Origin of the sequence: Rubrivirga litoralis (assembly GCF_031846415.1) — a bacterium.
Lineage (GTDB): Bacteria > Bacteroidota > Rhodothermia > Rhodothermales > Rubricoccaceae > Rubrivirga > Rubrivirga litoralis.
In genome coordinates this window covers 1-18,226 of record NZ_JAVRHT010000006.1, presented here as the reverse complement: position 1 = coordinate 18,226, position 18,226 = coordinate 1, and the positions used below count along the sequence as shown (strand labels likewise).

The following is an 18,226-nucleotide window of genomic DNA, read 5'->3' as shown; positions in this document are numbered from 1 at the left end:
CAGGACGGCGCGTCATGTCAGAAAGTTGAAACCGTCAAGTTGTCCCCATCCGCCGCCCCACCCGTGGCTGACGCCCTCCGTCTCCACCCCGACCGCTTTTTCCCACCTGATCGGGCGGAGCGGGACGCCGCGCGCGCCGTCTACGACGAGACGGCCGGGCTCCCCATCGTGAGCCCGCACGGCCACGTCGACCCGGCGCTGCTCGCCGAGGACCGCCCGTTCCCCGAGCCGGCCGAGCTCCTCATCACGCCGGACCACTACGTGTTCCGGATGCTCCACAGCCAGGGCGTCCCGCTCGACGCGCTCGGCGTCCCCCGCGCCGACGGCTCGCGCGCTGACGTCGCCCCCCGCGAGGTGTGGCGCCTGTTCTGCGCCCACTGGCACGCGTTCGCCGGGACGCCCACGCGGGCGTGGATGGAGTACGAGCTCCACGAGCTGTTCAGCGTCGAAGTCGCCCCGAGCGCCGACACGGCGGACCGGATCTACGACCAAATCGCCGAGCGCCTGGCCTCGCCCGAGTACCGGCCGCGCGTTCTGTTCGAGCGGTTCGGGATCGAGACGCTCGCAACGACCGACGCGGCCTCTAGCGCGCTGGAGCACCACCGGGCGCTCGATGCCGACGACTGGAACCGCCCCACCCCGCCCAACGGCGCCGCCGACGGTAGCGCAGGCGCTCGCCGCGTGATCCCGACGTTCCGGCCCGACGCGCTCGTCCAGATCGCGCGGGCGGGGTGGTCCGACCACGTCCAGCGGCTTGGAGAACTCGCGGGCGGGGCGATCGAGGACTACGACTCGTTCGCCGCCGCGCTCCGCCGGCGCCGCGCCGACTTCGCCGCGCTCGGGGCCGTCGCCACGGACCACGGCGCCGAGACGGCGCGGACGGGCTGGCTCCCGGAGGCCGAGCGCGACGCGGTCTTCGCGCGCGCCCTGGGCGGGGCGGCGACGGCCGAGGACGAGGCGGCGTTCACGGCCCACATGCTCATGGCGTTCGCCGAGATGAGCGCCGACGACGGGCTCGTGATGCAGCTCCACGTCGGCGCCCTCCGCAACCACGACCGGCCCCTGTTCGAGCGGTTCGGCGCGGACAAGGGCGCCGACATCCCCGTCGCCACGGAGTTCACGCGCGCGCTCCGCCCGCTCCTCTCCGAGTTCGCGGGCGGGACGGACCGCGACACGGCGGCCGCGGACGGGGCGGGGCGGCCGCCGTTCCGCCTGATCGCGTTCACGCTCGACGAGAGCACTTACGCCCGCGAGCTCGCCCCGCTCGCCGGCTACTACCCGGGCCTCGTCCTCGGGCCGGCATGGTGGTTCCACGACTCGGTCGAGGGCATGCTCCGCTACCGCGAGCGGACGACCGAGACGGCCGGGTTCTACAACACGGCCGGGTTCAACGACGACACGCGCGCGTTCTGCTCGATCCCCGCCCGCCACGACCTTGCCCGGCGCGTCGACGCCCACTACCTCGGGCGGCTCGTCGCCCGCCACCAGCTCGGGCTGTCCGAGGCCCGTGAGGTCGGCCGCGCGCTCGCCTACGACCTCCCACGGCGGGCGTACCGGCTCGACCGCCCCGCCCCCGCCACAGCGGGCGGGGCGGCGCACGCGCGCACCGACGGGGTGCTCGCGTGAGGTGGGTCCTCCTCCTCGCGCTCGTCGGCGGGTGTGCCTCCGGGCCCACGGGCGGGGAGGGCACGCGCGTGCTCCGGCTCGGCCATGGGCTGAGCACGGACCACCCGGTCCATCTCGCCATGACGGCGATGGCCGCGCACGTCGACTCTGCGAGCGGCGGGAGCCTCCAGCTCGCCATCTACCCGTCGGGCCAGTTGGGGAGCGAGCGCGAGTGCCTGGAGCTGCTCCAGATCGGGTCGCTCGCGATGACGAAGGTGTCGGCGAGCGTGCTCGAAGGGTTCGCGCCCGAGTTCGCCGTGTTCTCGCTCCCCTACCTGTTCCGCGACGAGGCCCACCGGCTGGCGTTCTTCCACAGCGACGTCGGGGCCGACGTGCTCGACTCGACCGAGCCGTTCCGCTTCCGCGGCCTCACCTACTACGACGCCGGCGCCCGGAGCTACTACACCGTCGAGCGGCCGGTGCGGACGCCAGACGACCTCCGGGGCCTCAAGATCCGCGTGCAGGAGAGCCCGACGTCCATGCGGATGGTCCGCGCGATGGGCGGGAGCCCGACGCCGATCTCGTGGGGCGAGCTCTACACGGCGCTCCAGCAGGGCGTCGTCGACGGGGCCGAGAACAACCCGCCGAGCTACCACCTGTCGCGGCACTACGAGGTGGCCCCGTACTTCGTGCTCAACGAGCACACGGCGGTCCCGGACGTGCTGGTCATCGGGGCGCCCATCTGGGACGAGCTCTCGGAGCAGGAAAAGCGGTGGGTCGAGGAGGCCGCCGAGGCCAGCGCGAGGCTGGAGGAGCGGCTCTGGCGCGCGTCGACGGCCGAGGCGCTCGCGGCCGTCCGCGAGGCCGGGGCCGAGGTGATCGAGATGAGCGCCGAGGACCGGGTCCCGTTCTCCGACCTCGTCGCCGCCATGCTCACCGAGGTCGACGCGCCGACGCGCGCGCTCATCGAGGAGATCCAGGCCGTCGAGTCCCGCCCCGCCCCGCCCGCGAGCCCCGAGGCCGAGTGAGCGCGCCCCTCCTCCGCGCCACCACCGCGGGCGGTCTGAAAGGGACCGTCGACCGCGTGCTCGCGTGGGCCTGCGTCGTGCTCATGGGCGCGAGCGTGATCAACGTGACGTGGCAGGTCGTGACCCGGTTCGTCTTGGGCAGCCCGAGCGGGTTCACCGACGAGCTGGCCCGGTTCCTCCTCGTCTGGCTCGGCCTCCTCGGCGCGGCCTACGCCGTGGGCCAGCGGATGCACCTCGCCATCGACCTCCTCCCGCGCGCGCTCGACGCGAGGCCAAAGGCGCGGGCCTCGCTCGGGGTCGTGCTCCAGGGCTGCGTCTTGGCATTCGCCGTCGGCGTGATGCTCTACGGCGGCGGCAACCTCGTTCGCCTGACGACGCTGCTGGGGCAGCGCTCGGCCGCACTCGGCGTGTCGCTGGGCGCCGTCTACACCGTGCTCCCGCTCGCAGGCGCCGTCATCGGCTTCTACGCGCTCCACGCCATCGGCCTCTACGTCGCCGTGCTGCGCGGGCACGGGCGGGGTGGCCCCGACCCGGACGGGTCGAGCGCGGAGGCGTTCGCCGCCGCCAGCCGGCCCGACGCGACGCCGGGGTCCGAGCTCCCCATCCGCGAGGACGACCGATGACGTGGGCGCTCCTCCAGGCCGCCCCCGAGGCGTCGGCCGCCCTCGCTGCGGACGGCACGGCCATCGCCGTGCTCGTGGGCGTGTTCGTGGTGCTGCTCGCGCTCGGCGTCCGCGTGGCGTTCGCGATCGGGCTGGCGACGGTCGCGACCATGATGCTGTCGATCGGCCCGACGGCCGCGCTCACGACCGTCGCCCAGCGGATGGCGACGGGCCTCGACAGCTTCACGCTGCTCGCCATCCCGTTCTTCATCCTGGCCGGCCAGCTCATGAACCAGGGCGGGATCGCAGCCCGGCTCATCGACTTCGCCAAAGCCCTCCTCGGCCCGCTCCCGGGCGGGTTGGCGTTCGTGAACGTGCTCGCGTCGATGCTCTTCGGCGCCATCTCGGGGAGCGCCGTCGCCGCCGCCTCCGCCATCGGCGCGACGGTCGGGCCGCGCATGGTGGACGAGGGCTACGACCGCGACTTTGCCGCCGCCGTCAACATCACGAGCGCGACAACGGGGCTCATCATTCCGCCGTCGAACGTGCTCATCGTGTACTCACTGGCGAGCGGAGGGGCGTCGATCGCGGCGCTCTTCCTGGCCGGCTACGTGCCGGGCCTGCTCGTGGGCGGGATGCTCATGGCCGTGGCCGGCGTCACGGCGTGGCGGCGCGGCTACCCGACCGGCGAGTGGTCGGCGTTCGGCGAGATCGTACGCCGGTTCGTAGCGGCGCTGCCCAGCCTGTTCCTGCTCGTCGTCGTGATCGGCGGGATCGTGGGCGGCGTGTTCACGGCGACCGAGGCGGCGGCCGTGGCCGTCCTCTACGCCGGCGCGCTCGCGTTCGCCTACCGCGGCATCACGCTCCGCGACCTCCCCCAGATCCTGCTCGACGCCACGGCGACGACGGCGATTGTCCTGCTCCTGATCGCGGTGAGCATCGCGATGTCGTGGATCATGGCCTACGTGAACCTGCCGCAGGCGATCGCCAGCGCGGTCACGGCCGTCGAGAACCCGATCGCCGTGTTCCTGATCATCAACGTCGTGCTCCTGTTCGTCGGCGTGTTCATGGACATGACACCGGCCATCCTCATCTTCACGCCCATCTTCCTGCCGGTCGTGGTCGAGTTGGGGATGGACCCGGTCCACTTCGGGATCGTGATGGTGCTCAACCTGTGCATCGGGCTGTGCACGCCGCCCGTCGGGAGCGTGCTGTTCGTGGGCGTCGGCGTGGCCGAGACGACGATCGCGCGCGTGGTCCGGCCGCTGCTCCCGCTGTTTATCGCCATGCTCATCGCCCTCGCCCTCGTGACGGCGTTCCCCGGGTTGTCGCTCTGGCTCCCGTCTCTCCTCGGCTACTAGCGCCGCCCTGCCCGCGCGTCGCCCCTCCCCCACCCCGCCCCGAATGCCCACCCCGCCCTCCCCTTCCTTCCGCCTGGACGACCGCGTCGTCGTCGTGACCGGCGGCTACGGCACGCTCGGCAGCGGGATGTCGCGCGGCCTGCTCGCCGCCGGCGCCCGCGTCGTCCTCCTCGGGCTCGACGCCGACGAGGCGCAGGCCGCGGCGCGCGAGATGGACCCGACCGGCGAGCGGGCGCTCGGCGTCGAGGCCAACGTGCTCGAGGTCGACGCCCTCGAGCGCGCCCGCGACGCCGTCCTCGACCGCTTTGGCCGCGTCGACGCGCTCGTGAACACGGCCGGCGGCAACGTGGCCGGCGCGACGCTGGCGCCGGGCGACAGCCCGTTCCGCCTCGACCCGGAGGCCTGGCGGGGCGTGGTCGACCTCAACCTGCTCGGGACCGTGCTCCCGACCCAGACCTTCGGCGAGGCGATCGCCGAGCACGTGACCGAGCCCGGGGGCGGGGCAGTCGTCAACGTGTCGTCGATGACGTCCACGCGCGTGATCTCGCGCGTCGTCGGCTACTCGACGGCGAAGGCGGCCGTGGACCAGTACACGCGCTGGATGGCCGTCGACCTCGCCAAAGAGACCGAGGGCCGGGTCCGCGTCAACGCGGTCGCCCCGGGCTTTTTCGTGGCTGACCAGAACCGCGACCTCCTCCTCAACGCCGACGGCTCGCTCACCGAGCGCGGGGCCGACATCGTCGCGCACACGCCGGCCGGCCGCTTTGGCGAGCCGGACGAGGTGGCCGGCGCCGTCGTCTTCCTGTGCTCGCCCGCCGCCCGCTTTATCACCGGCGCCGTCCTCCCCATCGACGGCGGATTCGCAGCCTACGGGGGCTTTTAGACATGAACCTTTCTTTCCGCTGGTACGGCGAGTCCGACCCCGTCACGCTGGACGCCATCCGCCAGATCCCGGGCGTCGGGGGCATCGTGAGCGCGCTCTACGACGTCGCGCCCGGCGTGGCGTGGACCGCCGACGCCGTGACGTCGCTCCGCGAGCGCGTCGAGGACGCCGGCCTCGCGCTGACCTGCATCGAGTCGATCCCGGTCCCCGAGGGCGTCAAGCTGGGGACTGACGACCGCGACCGACTGGCCGACGCCTGGTGCGCGTCGGTCGAGGCCGTGGGCGGGGCGGGCGTGCCGGTCGTGTGCTACAACTTTATGCCCGTGTTCGACTGGACGCGGACGGACCTCCACCGCCCGCTCCCCGACGGGTCCGAAGCGCTGGCCTACTTCGAGGGCGAGTTGGCCGAGGTCGAGACGGCGCTGGCGTCCGGCGGCCTTCCGGGCTGGATGGACGCGCACTCGCCCGACGACCTCCGCCGGCTGTTCGCGGCCTACGCCGAGGTCGACACGGAGCGGATGTGGGACCACCTCGGGTGGTTCCTGGAGCGGGCCGTGCCCGCCGCCGAGGCGGCCGGCGTCAAGCTCGCGATCCACCCCGACGATCCGCCGTGGCCTCTTTTCGGGTTGCCGCGCGTGGTCACGAGCGCCGCCGCCTTCGGCCGCGTCTGCGACCTCGTGGACAGCCCGGCGAACGGGGTCACGTTCTGCACCGGCTCGCTCGGCGCCGACCCGCAGCAGGCGCCGGGGCTGGCCGCCGACGCCGCGCGGCTGGCGGGGCGGGGCCGGCTCCACTTTGCCCACCTCCGCAACGTCGCCCACGTCCCCACGCCGGGCGGGGCGGACGGGGCGGGGCGGGACTTTACCGAGACCCCCCACCCCGACGGCGACGTCGACCTGGCCGCCGTCGTCGCCGCGCTCAAGAGCGCCGGCTTCGACGGTCCGCTCCGGCCCGACCACGGGCGCCAGATCTGGACCGAGCGCGACAACTCCGACGTGCGCCCCGGCTACGGCCTCTACGACCGCGCCCTCGGCGCCACCTACCTCCGCGGCCTCTGGGACGCGGCCACCCCGCCCCGCTCGTAACCCGCGGCCATTCCGCCCCGCCCACCGTGCGGGGCCGCCCCGCCGACGTACCGATATGCCGATCAACCCTGCCACCGACCGCCCCACCGCCGCCACGCGCGCCGACGTCGTCCGCTGGATCGAGCGCGACCGAGCCGTCGCCGTCGTCCGCACCGACGAGCCCGAGAAGCTCGTCCAGATCGCCCAGGCGCTCCAGGTGGGCGGGGTGGTCTGCTTCGAGGTCACGATGACGGTCCCCAACGCCATCGAGGGCATCCGGGCCGTCACCGAGGCCATGAGCGGGTCGGTCCTCGTCGGCGCCGGGTCGGTGACCGACGCCGAGACCGCGCGGGCGGCCATCGAGGCCGGGGCGCGCTACGTCGTCAGCCCCGTGTTTCGGCGCGAGGTGATCGAGGCGGCCCACGACCTCGACGCCGCGGCCATGCCCGGGTGCTTTACGCCGACCGAGATCTACGAGGCGACCGAGGCCGGGGCCGACGTGGCCAAGGTGTTCCCGGCCGGCGCGCTCGGGCCGGGGTTCATCCGCGGCGTGCTCGCCCCGCTCCCCCACCTCAAGCTCATGCCGACCGGCGGCGTCTCGCTCGACAACGCGTCCGAGTGGCTCCGGGCCGGGGCCGTCGCGGTCGGGGCCGGGTCGGCGCTCGTCGAGACCGACGCCGTGGCCGCCGGCGACTGGGCGCGGCTGACCGCCAACGCCAAGCGCCTCCGCGCCTCCGTCGACGCCGCCTGACCACCCCGCCCCCGCCTCCGGGCATGTCCCCGCGCAGGCGGGGGCGGGGCGGTTCCTCTGTTTCCCTCTTCTCTGTCTCTGTCCCTATGTCTACTGTCGTCACGTTTGGCGAGATCATGCTCCGGCTCTCGACGCCGGGGTTCACCCGCATCACCCAGGCCCAACGCTTCGACGCGACCTACGGGGGCGGGGAGGCCAACGTCGCCGTCTCGCTCGCCCACTTCGGCCACGACGCCCGGTTCGTGTGCAAGCTCCCTGAGCACGAGGTCGGGCAGGCGGCGGTCAACCAGCTCCGCCGGTTCGGCGTCGACACGCGGTTCGTCGTGCGCGGCGGGGACCGGGTGGGGATCTACTTTTTGGAGACCGGCGCGAGCCAGCGGCCGTCGAAGGTGGTCTACGACCGAGCGCACTCGGCGGTGAGCGAGATGGACCCGGACGAGGTCGACTGGGACGCCGCGTTCGACGGGGCCGACTGGTTCCACTGGACCGGGATCACGCCGGCGCTCGGGGCCAAGCCGAAGGCGGCCGTCGAGCGGGCGTGCCGGGCCGCCAAGGCGGCCGGGGCGACGGTCTCGTGCGACCTCAACTTCCGCTCGAAGCTGTGGACGACGGACGAGGCCCAGGCGACGATGCGGCCGCTCATGGAGCACGTCGACGTCTGCATCGCCAACGAGGAGGACGCCGACCGCTCGCTCGGCGTGACGACGGAGGGTTCGGGCGCCGAAGCGGCCGAGGACGCCGAGCTCGACGAGGCCGGCTACGCCCAGCTCGCCGAGAAGCTCAAGGCCGACTTCGGGTTCGACGCCGTCGCCATCACGCTCCGCGAATCGATCTCGGCGTCCGACAACGGGTGGAGCGCGATGCTCCTGGGCGGGGCGGGGCGGGCCGCCCCGCTCGCGGAGGCGAAGCGGTCGCGCCGGTACGACCTCCGGCTCGTCGACCGCGTGGGCGGGGGCGACTCGTTCGCGGCCGGGCTCGTCCACGGGCTGCTCACGAAGACGGACGCCGAGGAGGCGTTGAACTTCGCCGTGGCCGCGAGCGCGCTGAAGCAGACGATCCCCGGCGACCTCAACCTCTCGACGGCGGCCGAGGTCGAGGCGCTCGCGGGCGGGGCGGGGTCCGGCCGCGTCCAGCGCTAGCCCCGCCCGTCACCACGACCGAGGGCGGGTCCCTCGCCTCGACCAGATCCGACGTCCTGCGTCTGTCGCCGAGACCTGGGGCGGAACTTGACTCTCCCGCGTGCCACGTGCCGTCCCCCCCTCTCGCTCTCATGACGCGCTCTACTGGTAACCTCCGGCTTCTCGCTTCGGCGCTGCTCGCCTCCGCGTTCGTCCTCACGTCGTGCGACACGACGGCTCCCGACGTCTCAGCCTCCTCGGCCAGCGCTCTCGCAGCGGCCGGCGAGCGCCCCGAGTGCGGCCCCGCCCGCCCAGCCAGCGCTCTCGGGGCGGCCGCTGGGAGCCGGCTCTACGTCGACTTCGACGACTACAGCGACGGCCAGCGGTACCGCGAGAGCGACGCGGAGAGCGACTTCGGCTCCGGCCTCTCGTGGACCCGCAGCAACGACTGGACCTCCAGGGGTAACCTTTTGGAGGTCCACGACGGCGCCCTCCGCTTCCGGCTCCCTCCCGGTATCCACGGCAATGGGACCGGCGGCAAGATTCGCGTGCCGATCCGTCCGCGCTCCGGCTACTACATCCAGTACCGTGTCCAGTTCGAGACGGGGTTCGACTTCACCCCGCCCCCCAAGGGCTCGAACGGTGGCAAGCTGCCCGGAATGGCGGGCGGCGACGGCAACACCGGCGGCGATCCGGGCTGGGACGGCAAGGGCTGGAGCGCGCGCATGATGTGGCGCGGCGACCGGACGTCGAGCCCCAACACGGCTCGCCTCTACGCGTACATCTACCACAAGGGCCAGCTCAGCTGCACCGGCGAGTACGTGGACACCGGGTTCGACGTCACGGCTGGCAAACAGTACGTGGTCCGGATCTACGTCGGCATGAACACCAAGGCCAATAACGACGGCCGTCTCAAGGTGTGGCTGAAGGAGAACGACGACCCGGCTGGGTTTGGCAACTCGAAGGCCAGCAGGGGCGACATCCTGTGGATGGACAACAACCACACGATAGACGAGGCGCTGATCCAGGTCTTCAACGGTGGCGGCACGTCGAAGTGGGACCTGAGCACCACGTCGTTCATCCGGATCGACGACATCGCCACCTGCCACACGTCCGCCGAGTGCGACGGCCTACTGTAGAGGCTGTCTGACGGAGCGGCCCGAGGCGGTATGGCGTCGGCCGGAGCGCGCTAGACGGGGCGGTCGCTTCGCTGGCAGCGGTCGGGGCATGTAGGCATTCGTCTCCCGTCAACGACCTCCGCGTTTGGCGCGGCCCCGGAACTCGCGGCGCCCCTTCCATCGGAAAGGGCGCCACGGGAGACCGACGCTCCTGGCGCTGAACCCAAGCCGTCGCTCCTCGACTCCGGCAAACCCGGGGCGGTTCAACGAGGCGGTACGGACAAGACGAGACGCGGAGGGACGAGTGGGAGGACCTTCCCCAGCCCTCCCGCCCCACCACCATCGGCGGCGGAGGCGGGGCCGTCCCCCCCGCGGAGGCGACGTTTTCGGGCGCAACCAGGGGAAGCAGGCGAGATAGTACCGCCGCTCCCACTCACCGCCCCGCCCCGCCCGCCAGCGCGGCGACGGTCTCGATCGTGTCGATCTCCCCGACCGGCTTGTCGTCCCGCAGGCGGACGATGCGCGGGAAGCGGAGCGCGTAGCCGCCCTTATGCCGCTTCGAGACCTGCACGTTGTCGAACGCGACCTCGACCACGACCTCGGGCTCGACCGTCCGCACCTTGCCGTGGGCGAACGTTTCGAGCGTGTGGGCCTTAAACCACTCGGTCAGCGCGGCCAGTTCGGCGTCGGTGAGGCCGGAGTACGCCTTGCCCACATTGAGGAGCGTGCCGTCGCTCTCGCTCCGGCGGACGGCGAACGTGAAGTCGGAGAGCAGGTGGCGCCGCCCGCCGCTCCCCACCTCGACGGCCGTGACGACGACGTCGAGCGTGGCCAGCGCCTTTTTGACCTTGAGCCAGTCGCGCCCGCGCCGGCCCGGCACGTACGGCGCGTCGAGCGCCTTCACCATGAGCCCCTCGTTGCCGCGCGCCCGCGCCGCGTCGAACCGCTCGTCCAGCGTGTCCGGGTCCTCGACCGTCTGGACGGCCGAGCGGCGGACCGCCCCGCCCGCGCCGAGCCCGAGCCGGTCGAGGAGGGCCTGGCGCTCGCGGTAGCCCCGATCGAGGACGGGCTCGCCGTCCCACGCGAGCACGTCGTAGACCACGTAGCCCACGGGCGCCTCGTCCCGAAGCGCCTGCGGCACCCGCTTGCGCCCGAGCCGCTTCTGCAACGTCTGGAACGGCGCGAGCCGGCCGCCCTCGCCCAGCGGCACGACCTCGCCGTCCAGGACGAGGCCGCCCGGCACGTCCGCGGCGAGGGCGGCGAGGGCGGCCGTCAGGTCGGGGAACGAGCGCGTGACGGCGTCGAGCGTCCGCGAAAAGAGGGCGACGCGGACCGCCGCCCCGCCCGCGTCCACGACCTCGCCGTGGAGGGCGGGGCGGTCCACGCCGGGCGCGTCGGCGGCCTCGGCCTGCGCCTCGGGCTCGACGTGGGCCTGCGCGCGGATGCCGTCGAACTTGTCCTCGACAGCGAAGGGCGGTGCGATCTGGCGGGCGACCTCCTCGGCCAGCGTCCGCTCGTCGGTCTCCTCGGCGGCGGTCGCGAGCATGAACTTGATCGGGTGGAACAGCCGCAGGGCCGCCGTGCCCAGCCGGTCGTGCCGCGCGAGGACCGCCGTCTCGCCGACGTCGCCCGTGAGCATGTTGGCGCGCTTGACGGCGCCGAGGTCGCGCTCGTACAGCCGCGCGAGCGCGTTCTCCACCCCGCCCTCCAGCATCCCGATGCGGAGGTCGCCGGCGAGCAGCTTCACGAGGTAGCGGGCCTCCTCCGGCCCGACGCGCCCGAGCACGTCGGCCACGGCCTCGGTCTTGGCGCCCGACCCGCGGGTGCCGGCGAGCCCCTCGAAAAACGCCTCCGCCCCGCCCAGCGTCAGCGGCTCGGGCGGGGCGGCGTGCTCGGCGAGCGCCTCGGCGGCCACGTCGCCCGGGTCGCCCAGGCGGACGAGCGCGGCCTGGAGCGCGTCGTCGTCCGCCCCGCTCGCGGCGGCGACGGCCTTGCGGATCGCGGCGAACCCGACGCTGACGGTCCGCTGGTCGCTCAGCGGGAACACGCGGCCGGCGGCCCACCGCGCGGCGCGCGCGAGGTCGTCGTCGTCGAGGTCGGCGAGGAGCGCGCCGAGCCGGTCGGCCTTGTCGTTGCGGCCGGAGAGCTCGGCGACGTCGCCGAGCGCCTGGGCGAAGGCGCCGAACGCGGCGGGCGGGGCGGGGCGGTCAGGCATCGATGCCCTCGGGGTCGGTCTCCTCGTCGGGCGCGGCCCACTCCGAATCCGGCGGCCGGCGGTCCTTGTGCGGGCGGGGCGGCTTGAGCGCGAGGCGCGTGCCCTGGCAGGTCGGGCAAAAGTAGATGATCCGCTTTTTCTCGACCGTCTCGCCCGTCTCGTCGTCCGTCCACTCGCGCGTGAGCTGGTGCTTTTGGCGGACGTAGTCGTCGCACGTCAGGCACGGGAGGTTCGTCCGGCGGAACACCCAGTGCCGCGTGTTCCAGGCGTGGGCGTGCGGCGAGTAGCGGAGGTCGCGGTCAGCCGCCTGCCGCTCGCGAGCGGCGTCGGGGACGGTCTGGCCGCCCCGCTCGTAGGCCAGCCGGCACAGACGGGGCACCTCGAGCACGAGGCACGCGCGCTCGGCGTCGTCGAGCTCGCCCACGAGCCGCCACGGGTCCATGCGGCACGCGTAGAGGATCTCGGCGCGGAGGTAGTTGCCGATGCCCGCGGCCACGGTCTGGTCGAGGAGCGCGGCGCCGATCGTCCGGTCGGGGTCGAGGGCCAGGCGGCGGAGGAACTCGTCGGCGTCGAAGGCCGCCCCGGCGGTCTGCGCCCCGCCCTCGGGGAGCACGTCGGGACCGAGCCGCGGGAGGGCGGGGAGGACGTCGTACGGGTCGCCGCGGCCGACGTCGAACTGGGGCGCCGAGTAGAGGAGCGCCGCCGCGTCGTCGGTCACGATCCGCCCGCGCTCGCGGCGGTCGCGCGTCTCGACGGCCGGGTCGTCCGGGGCGACGACGTGCCACCGGCCCCACATGAGGAAGTGCGAGTGGAAAAAGAGGTCGCCCTCGACGGTGCCCAGGAGGTGCTTGCCGTGGGCCGTCACGCGCTCGACGCGGCGGCCGACGAAGGCGTCGGGGTGCTCCTCCAGCCACGCCTTCGCCGCCTTCGTCCGGGCGCCGATGGCGCGGATCTCGCGACCGGCGAGGGCGTCGTGGAGGCGGTCGGCGGCGCGCTGGACTTCGGGGCCTTCGGGCATAGGGGCCGGATGCGTCGGGGCGGGGCGGCAGGCTCCGGGCACCGCCCCGCCCCGCCCGCGGTTTCCTCGGCGGCCGCGCTCGGGGAAGACCTGGGGGCGGGGCGGCCGCTTTGGCGGCGCCGTGCCTGGGCGGAGACGCTCCACCGCGGCGTCTCTACGGGCGGGGCGGGCGCAACGAGCGGGGTGGTGGGGCGGGCGCTATCCTCGGGCCGCCCCGCCCCTTAGTCCGCCCTCTGGGGTCCGCCCTCCTGCTTGTGGATCGGCTCACCGTCCTCTTCCCGTTCGTCGGCATCCTCGTCGGGCTCGGGCTCGCCGACCTCGTGTTCAGCGTGCACCGCTCGATCCGGGCGGGGCGGCGGTGGCACGGGCTGCCGGCTGCGTGGGTCGCGTTCACGTTCCTGTTCGTCGTCCTCTACTGGTGGATCTTCACTGAGATCGGCGGCTACGACACGTTCCGCTCGCTCTGGCGGTTCGCGTTCCACCTCGTCACGCCGCTCCTGCTGGTCCTCGTGTGCGCGGCGGCCCTGCCTGACGCCGACGCCAACGAGCCGGACCTGCTGGCGTACTACGTCGGCAACCGGCGATATTTTTCGGCCTCTGGACGCTGCTGTTCGTCCACATCGCCCTGGACTACGGGTTCAACTACGGCTCGTGGGAGCGGCCGCCGCCGTGGGTCATGCTCGCCTTCGCCCTCGCGACGGCGTCGCTCGTCGTTTCCGAGCAGGAATGGCTTCACACTATCGTGACGGCGTCGCTCTTCACGTTCCTGGCGATGATAATGGCGGGGTACTCGCTCCAGGTGTAAATGCCCGCCCCGCCCCGCAACGTGGGCGGGGTGGTTTGTTCTGGCGTCACTGACCTGCTCCGCTCGGCCTACCGCCCCGTCCGGTCGCTGATCCGGTGCTGCAACAGCCACTCGTAAACCGCCGGGTTGGCGTAGGTCTCCGTCCACGCATCGTGGCCGGCGTCGGGGTAGACCGTGAACCGGACCGCCCCGCCCGCCTCACGGAGCGCGCGGACCATCTCGACCGACGCGCCGATGGGCACGACCGTGTCCATGGCCCCATGAAACGCCCACACCGGCACGTCGCGGGCGGCCCCGATGCCGAGCCGGTTGCCGCCGCCGCACACGGGCACGGCCGCCGCGAACCGCTCGGGCACCTTCTCGATGGCCTCCCACGTCCCGTACCCGCCCATCGACAAGCCCGTGAGGTAGACGCGGTCGGCGTCGACGCGGTAGCGGTCGAGCGCGTCGTCGAGCGCCGCGACCACGCGGCCGGTCGTCCACCGCTGGCCCTCGGGCACCTGCGGCGCGACGACGACAAAGGGGAGGTCCCGCCCCGCCCGCCGCTCCTTGAGCGGCCCGTGGACGCCGACGACGGCGAGGCTGTCGCCCCGCTCGCCGGCCCCGTGGAGGAACAGGAGGAGCGGCCACCGCGCCTCGGGGTCGGCGTCGTAGCCGTCGGGGAGGGCGACGAGCGCCTCGCCGGCGGCCCGCTCGGTCCACCCGCCGTCGTAGGCGAGCGTCTCGGTCTGGGCGCGGGCGCCGGTGGCGAGCAGGGCGAGGAGCACGAGGGCGGGGAGGCGTGGCATGGGACGTGCAGGCGGGCGAGTCAAGCTACGGGCCGCTCCCGCCGGCTCTCCCGCCGTCCCAGAAACGCGACGGGCGCCGCCGCTGATGGACGCGCCCGCCGCCCCGCCCGATTCCTCCTCTCCGTTCCCCCCGCCCGTCATGGCCGCGTCCACCCCGCCCGTCACCCCGTCCCCGTGGCCGGTCGCCCCGCGCCCGTCGTTCGCCGACTGGGCGCCCCCGCCCCGCCCTGCCACTCCGCCGGCGGACGGAGCGGGGCGGCCCGTTGAGCGGCCCGCTACGCCGCCCGACGCGCCGGGCGGGGCGGCCGAGCCGGCGCCGCCCGCCGCGCGTCGGTAAGCGCGAGGAGCCGGTCGAACTGGGCTTCGGAAATCTGGGGCGGCGTCCGCGTGTTGGGCACGCCGCCGAACACGGCGAGCCAGTCGTCCTGCGTAACGGCGGGCGGGTCGTAGAGGCCGAGGAGCCGGGTCCGGCAGGCGAGGACGACGCCGCACGCCGCCGCGCGCTCGCGGCACACGGCGTCCCACCCTCCGTCGTGGACGCGGCCGTGGTGGAGCGTGAGCGGGGCGGGCAGCGGCGGGTTCCCGTCGACGACGAGGTTGCCGGGCGGGCGGAGGCCGGCGGCCTGGTACCACGCGGCGGCCTCGGCGTGCGTCCCGAAGCGGTCGGTCACCTCGAGCACGGCGACGAGCCGCCAGTGCGCGCCGGCGCCCCCGCCCCACCGCCCCTTCGTCGTCGTGAACACGACGGCGTCGCCGACGGACAGGCGCGGGACGAACCCGCGGCCGCGGCTCGACGACGTGAGGGCGGGGCGGGCGTGCTCGAAGTCGGGCTCGCGGCGGCTCATCCCGTTCGCGTACGGCGGGAGCCCGTACGCCTCGACGGCCCGGCGCCCGCCGAGCGTCTTGACGAGCGGCCAGTACGAGCACAGAAAAAAGCGGCCGGGCGCGGGTGAGGCGGCTTCGGGAGACGCAGTCTGGAGCGGGGCGGCGGAGCGGCGGGTCATGCCCGCAACGTCGGGCGGGGCGGTGCCAGAGGGCCGTCACCCGCCCCGCCCCCGGAGCGGGGTGGCGGGGCGCCGGCACCTCGGAGCGCCCGCGACGTTCACCCGCTTCACCCCACCCCGCCCCATGCTCGTCCTCTACAACTCGAACGCCGGCAGCGCGCCCGGAGCCGACGTCGACGCGCTGCGGACGTACCGCGGCGTCGAGCTCGTGGCCTGCGAGAACCCCGACGACACGATCGCCGCCGCCGCCGACGCCGCCCGCACCGGGCACGACGTGGTCGTCGCCGCCGGCGGCGACGGGACGATCCACCTCGTCGCGAACGGGCTCATGGAGGCCGGCGGCTCGGCCGAGGACCGCCCCGCCCTCGGCGTGCTCCCGCTGGGCACCGGCAACGACTTTGCGCGGACGCTCGGGCTCCCGCTGAAACAGCCGGTCGGCGCCGCCGTCGAGGCGCTCGGCCACGCGCCCACGCGGACGCTCGACCTGATCCGCGTGTCGCATCCCGACGGGGAGGGTCAGACGCAGTACGCCGTCAACGCGTGCGCCGGCGGGTTCAGCGGGGCCGTCGACGAGATCCTGACCGACGACCTCAAGGCGACGTGGGGGCCGCTGGCCTACCTCGTCGGCGGCGTGAAGGCCCTCCCCGCCCTCGACGGCTACCGCACGCACGTGACCTGGGGCGGCGGCCCGGCCGAGACCGTCGACGCCTTCAACATCGTCGTCGCCAACGGGCGGACGGCCGGGGGCGGGCGTCCCGTGGCCCCGCGCGCGAGCCCCGAGGACGGGCTCCTCGACGTGGTCCTGGTCCGGTCCGGGACCGGCCTCGACGTCGCCCGGCTCCTCGCGCGCGCCGCCGCCGGCGACTACCTCGACGACGACGGCATCGTGTTTGACCAGGTCGAGCGCGTGGCCGTCACCTCGACGCCCGGCATGTGGTTCAACGTCGACGGCGAGCTCAGGACGAACGACCCGATCACGTTCGAGGTGGTCCCCGCTGCGCTCCGCGTGCTCGTCGGGCCGGGCTACCAGGCCGCCCCGCCCGAGCCGGGCGCCACGTCGCCCGTGTGAGGGCGGGGTGAAACCTCGGGGGCGGGGCGGGCCGTACGCGCACGGCCACCGCCTACCCCGCTATGCCCACGGACCTTGCCGAGACCGACGCCCGCCGGCAGGCCCGCAGAGAGCGGGCGTTCTACGCGCACCTGGCCAAGTTCGCCGTCACGATGGCCGTGCTCGTGACGGTCAACCTGCTGACCTCGCCGGGGTACCTGTGGTTTTTCTGGCCGCTCCTGGGCTGGGGCTTCGGGCTCACGAAGCACGCCGCGAGCGTGTTCGGGACGCACACCGGCCAGGCGTGGGTCGACCGCCGAACGCGCGAGCTGATGGGAGAGGAAGCCACCGACGCCCGGCTGCGGACGCTCCTCGACGAGACGCTCGACGCCCGCGCCCTCCCGCCGGGGGCGCCCCAAGACCTCGCGCGGCTCCAGCGTCGGATCGAGCACCTCGAAGCCATCGTCACGGCGACCGACGACCCGCTCGCGGCCGAGACCGCCCCGCCCCGCCCCGACCGGATCGGCCATAGGATCAACCTGGACCTGGACGGACTCGACGCGGACCGGCTCGACCCCGCCCCGCCCGTGCGGAATCGTGGGCGGGGCGGGGCGGCGCCGCTCGGACGGTAGCGCGGCGCGTGCGGGCGGGGCGGCTTAGCTGTGCCCGTTCTGCCCGTTCTGGTCGACCGTCGAGGCGTGCTTGGCGATCCGGGCCACGAAGAACCCTTCGAGCAGGCCGTTCGGGAGCACGCGCCGCGTGTTCGCGGCGGCCTCGGGGAACGGCCGCCCGCGCCACTCGGTGAGCCCGGGGACCGCCTGCGCCGCGACCGGGCCGGTCGTCGGCAGGCCGGCGTCGACGACCTCGATGGCATCGCCGAACGTGCGGAGCGCCTTGGCGACGACGCCCTCGTTCTCCTCGGGCGAGAACGTGCACGTCGAGTAGACGAGCGTGCCGCCGGGCTTGAGCGCCTGGATGCCGGCCCACAGCAGCTTGACCTGCTTCGACCGCATCTCCTTCACCTTGCGCGGGCTCCAGTACGCCGTCGTCTCCGGGTCGTGCGTGCGGAACCGGCCCTCGGTCGAGCACGGCGCGTCGACGAGCACGCGGTCGAACGCCTCGGGCTCGCGGCGCCAGTAGACGGCCCCGTTCCCCATCCACGGGAGCACGTTCGTCGCGCCCTGGGCGTAGACGTTGGCCTTCAGCTTGTAGAACCGGGGCCGCACCTTCTCGACAGCCGTCACCTCGCCTTCGGCGCCGACGAGCGCCGAGAGCTGGCCCGTCTTCGAGCCCGGCGCCGCGCACAGGTCGAGGACGCGGTCGCCCTCGCGGGCGGCGAGCGCGTGGGGCGGCAGCTGGCTCGACACGTTCTGGACGTAGACGTGGCCCTCGGCGTAGGGCCGCGACGCGAGCAGCGCCGCGCGGCCCTCCGACGGGACGGCGTACGCGCCGGGCACGCCGGCGACGGCCTCGACCGGGACGCTCTCGCCGCGGAGCGCCTCGACGGTCTCGTCCTCGGGCACGAGGAGCGTGTTGACGCGGAAGCCCGTCGAGACGGGCGCCTCGAACGAGGCGAGGACCGCGTCGAAGCGGCCGGCGGGGACGATCTGCTCGAGGCGTTCGACGAAGGGGGCGGGGAGCGGCACGGGCGCGGGGCGGGCTGCGGAGGGAGCGGGACCCCCTAAGGTGAACCCTGGGCGCCCGGCGTCAAGCGAGGCGTCGGGGAAATCGGAGAGGAGAGCGGGAAGAGCGGGAAGAGCGGGAAGAGCGGGAAGAGCGGGAAGAGCAAGGTGCCCACCCCGCCCCGCTCACGCCACC

At 73.9% G+C, this 18,226-nt stretch carries 17 protein-coding genes; 12 read left to right on the top strand and 5 right to left on the bottom strand.

Translation table 11 applies throughout. The features are described from left to right. Positions 1-63: 63 nt before the first annotated feature. The 9 genes from uxaC to RM540_RS03975 all read left to right on the top strand — a co-directional run bounded on the left by uxaC (position 64) and on the right by RM540_RS03975 (position 9,551). Positions 64-1,626, top strand: a complete 1,563-nt coding sequence (gene uxaC, locus RM540_RS04015; protein ID WP_311662242.1) for a glucuronate isomerase — start codon at positions 64-66, stop codon at positions 1,624-1,626. Continuing rightward, positions 1,623-2,633, top strand: coding sequence for a TRAP transporter substrate-binding protein (locus RM540_RS04010; protein ID WP_311662241.1), 1,011 nt, complete (start codon positions 1,623-1,625; stop codon positions 2,631-2,633). Before uxaC ends, RM540_RS04010 begins: the two co-directional genes overlap by 4 nt. After that, a complete protein-coding gene (locus tag RM540_RS04005; RefSeq protein ID WP_311662240.1) occupies positions 2,630-3,256 on the top strand; it encodes a TRAP transporter small permease in 627 nt (208 codons plus the stop codon). Before RM540_RS04010 ends, RM540_RS04005 begins: the two co-directional genes overlap by 4 nt. Continuing rightward, positions 3,253-4,596, top strand: a complete 1,344-nt coding sequence (locus RM540_RS04000) for a TRAP transporter large permease (RefSeq protein WP_311662239.1) — start codon at positions 3,253-3,255, stop codon at positions 4,594-4,596. Before RM540_RS04005 ends, RM540_RS04000 begins: the two co-directional genes overlap by 4 nt. A 43-nt stretch (positions 4,597-4,639) precedes the next feature. After that, the gene (locus tag RM540_RS03995) at positions 4,640-5,479 is read left to right on the top strand and encodes an SDR family oxidoreductase (protein WP_311662238.1); all 840 of its coding nucleotides are present in this window, start codon (positions 4,640-4,642) and stop codon (positions 5,477-5,479) included. Between the two features lie 2 nt (positions 5,480-5,481). Next, a complete protein-coding gene (locus RM540_RS03990; RefSeq protein WP_311662237.1) occupies positions 5,482-6,564 on the top strand; it encodes a mannonate dehydratase in 1,083 nt (360 codons plus the stop codon). Positions 6,565-6,619: 55 nt separating this feature from the next. Continuing rightward, the gene (locus tag RM540_RS03985; RefSeq protein ID WP_311662236.1) at positions 6,620-7,294 is read left to right on the top strand and encodes a bifunctional 4-hydroxy-2-oxoglutarate aldolase/2-dehydro-3-deoxy-phosphogluconate aldolase; all 675 of its coding nucleotides are present in this window, start codon (positions 6,620-6,622) and stop codon (positions 7,292-7,294) included. A gap of 86 nt (positions 7,295-7,380) precedes the next feature. Beyond that, a complete protein-coding gene (locus tag RM540_RS03980) occupies positions 7,381-8,433 on the top strand; it encodes a PfkB family carbohydrate kinase (protein WP_311662235.1) in 1,053 nt (350 codons plus the stop codon). 131 nt (positions 8,434-8,564) lie between these two features. Then, on the top strand, positions 8,565-9,551 hold the full coding sequence (locus tag RM540_RS03975; protein ID WP_311662234.1) for a polysaccharide lyase: 987 nt from the start codon (positions 8,565-8,567) through the stop codon (positions 9,549-9,551). Positions 9,552-9,963: 412 nt separating this feature from the next. Here RM540_RS03975 and RM540_RS03970 read toward each other — a convergent pair whose 3' ends face one another. Continuing rightward, on the bottom strand, positions 9,964-11,745 hold the full coding sequence (locus RM540_RS03970) for an ATP-dependent DNA ligase (protein WP_311662233.1): 1,782 nt from the start codon (positions 11,743-11,745) through the stop codon (positions 9,964-9,966). Then, positions 11,738-12,763, bottom strand: a complete 1,026-nt coding sequence (locus RM540_RS03965) for a DNA-formamidopyrimidine glycosylase family protein (protein WP_311662232.1) — start codon at positions 12,761-12,763, stop codon at positions 11,738-11,740. Before RM540_RS03965 ends, RM540_RS03970 begins: the two co-directional genes overlap by 8 nt. A gap of 254 nt (positions 12,764-13,017) precedes the next feature. Here RM540_RS03965 and RM540_RS03960 point away from each other — a divergent pair, with 254 nt between their 5' ends. Further along, positions 13,018-13,509: a hypothetical protein gene (locus RM540_RS03960; RefSeq protein ID WP_311662231.1), complete on the top strand. Its 492-nt coding sequence runs from the start codon at positions 13,018-13,020 to the stop codon at positions 13,507-13,509. A 127-nt stretch (positions 13,510-13,636) separates the two neighbouring features. Here RM540_RS03960 and RM540_RS03955 read toward each other — a convergent pair whose 3' ends face one another. Both RM540_RS03955 and RM540_RS03950 read right to left on the bottom strand, forming a co-directional pair. Next, the gene (locus RM540_RS03955) at positions 13,637-14,356 is read right to left on the bottom strand and encodes a carboxylesterase family protein (RefSeq protein ID WP_311662230.1); all 720 of its coding nucleotides are present in this window, start codon (positions 14,354-14,356) and stop codon (positions 13,637-13,639) included. Between the two features lie 275 nt (positions 14,357-14,631). Continuing rightward, positions 14,632-15,360, bottom strand: coding sequence for a hypothetical protein (locus RM540_RS03950; protein ID WP_311662229.1), 729 nt, complete (start codon positions 15,358-15,360; stop codon positions 14,632-14,634). Positions 15,361-15,484: 124 nt separating this feature from the next. Between RM540_RS03950 and RM540_RS03945 the strand changes: the two genes are divergently transcribed. Both RM540_RS03945 and RM540_RS03940 read left to right on the top strand, forming a co-directional pair. Continuing rightward, positions 15,485-16,429, top strand: a complete 945-nt coding sequence (locus RM540_RS03945) for a diacylglycerol/lipid kinase family protein (RefSeq protein WP_311662228.1) — start codon at positions 15,485-15,487, stop codon at positions 16,427-16,429. Between the two features lie 62 nt (positions 16,430-16,491). Next, a complete protein-coding gene (locus tag RM540_RS03940; RefSeq protein WP_311662227.1) occupies positions 16,492-17,040 on the top strand; it encodes a 2TM domain-containing protein in 549 nt (182 codons plus the stop codon). 24 nt (positions 17,041-17,064) lie between these two features. Here RM540_RS03940 and RM540_RS03935 read toward each other — a convergent pair whose 3' ends face one another. Then, positions 17,065-18,054: an RsmB/NOP family class I SAM-dependent RNA methyltransferase gene (locus tag RM540_RS03935; RefSeq protein ID WP_311662226.1), complete on the bottom strand. Its 990-nt coding sequence runs from the start codon at positions 18,052-18,054 to the stop codon at positions 17,065-17,067. Positions 18,055-18,226 lie beyond the last annotated feature (172 nt).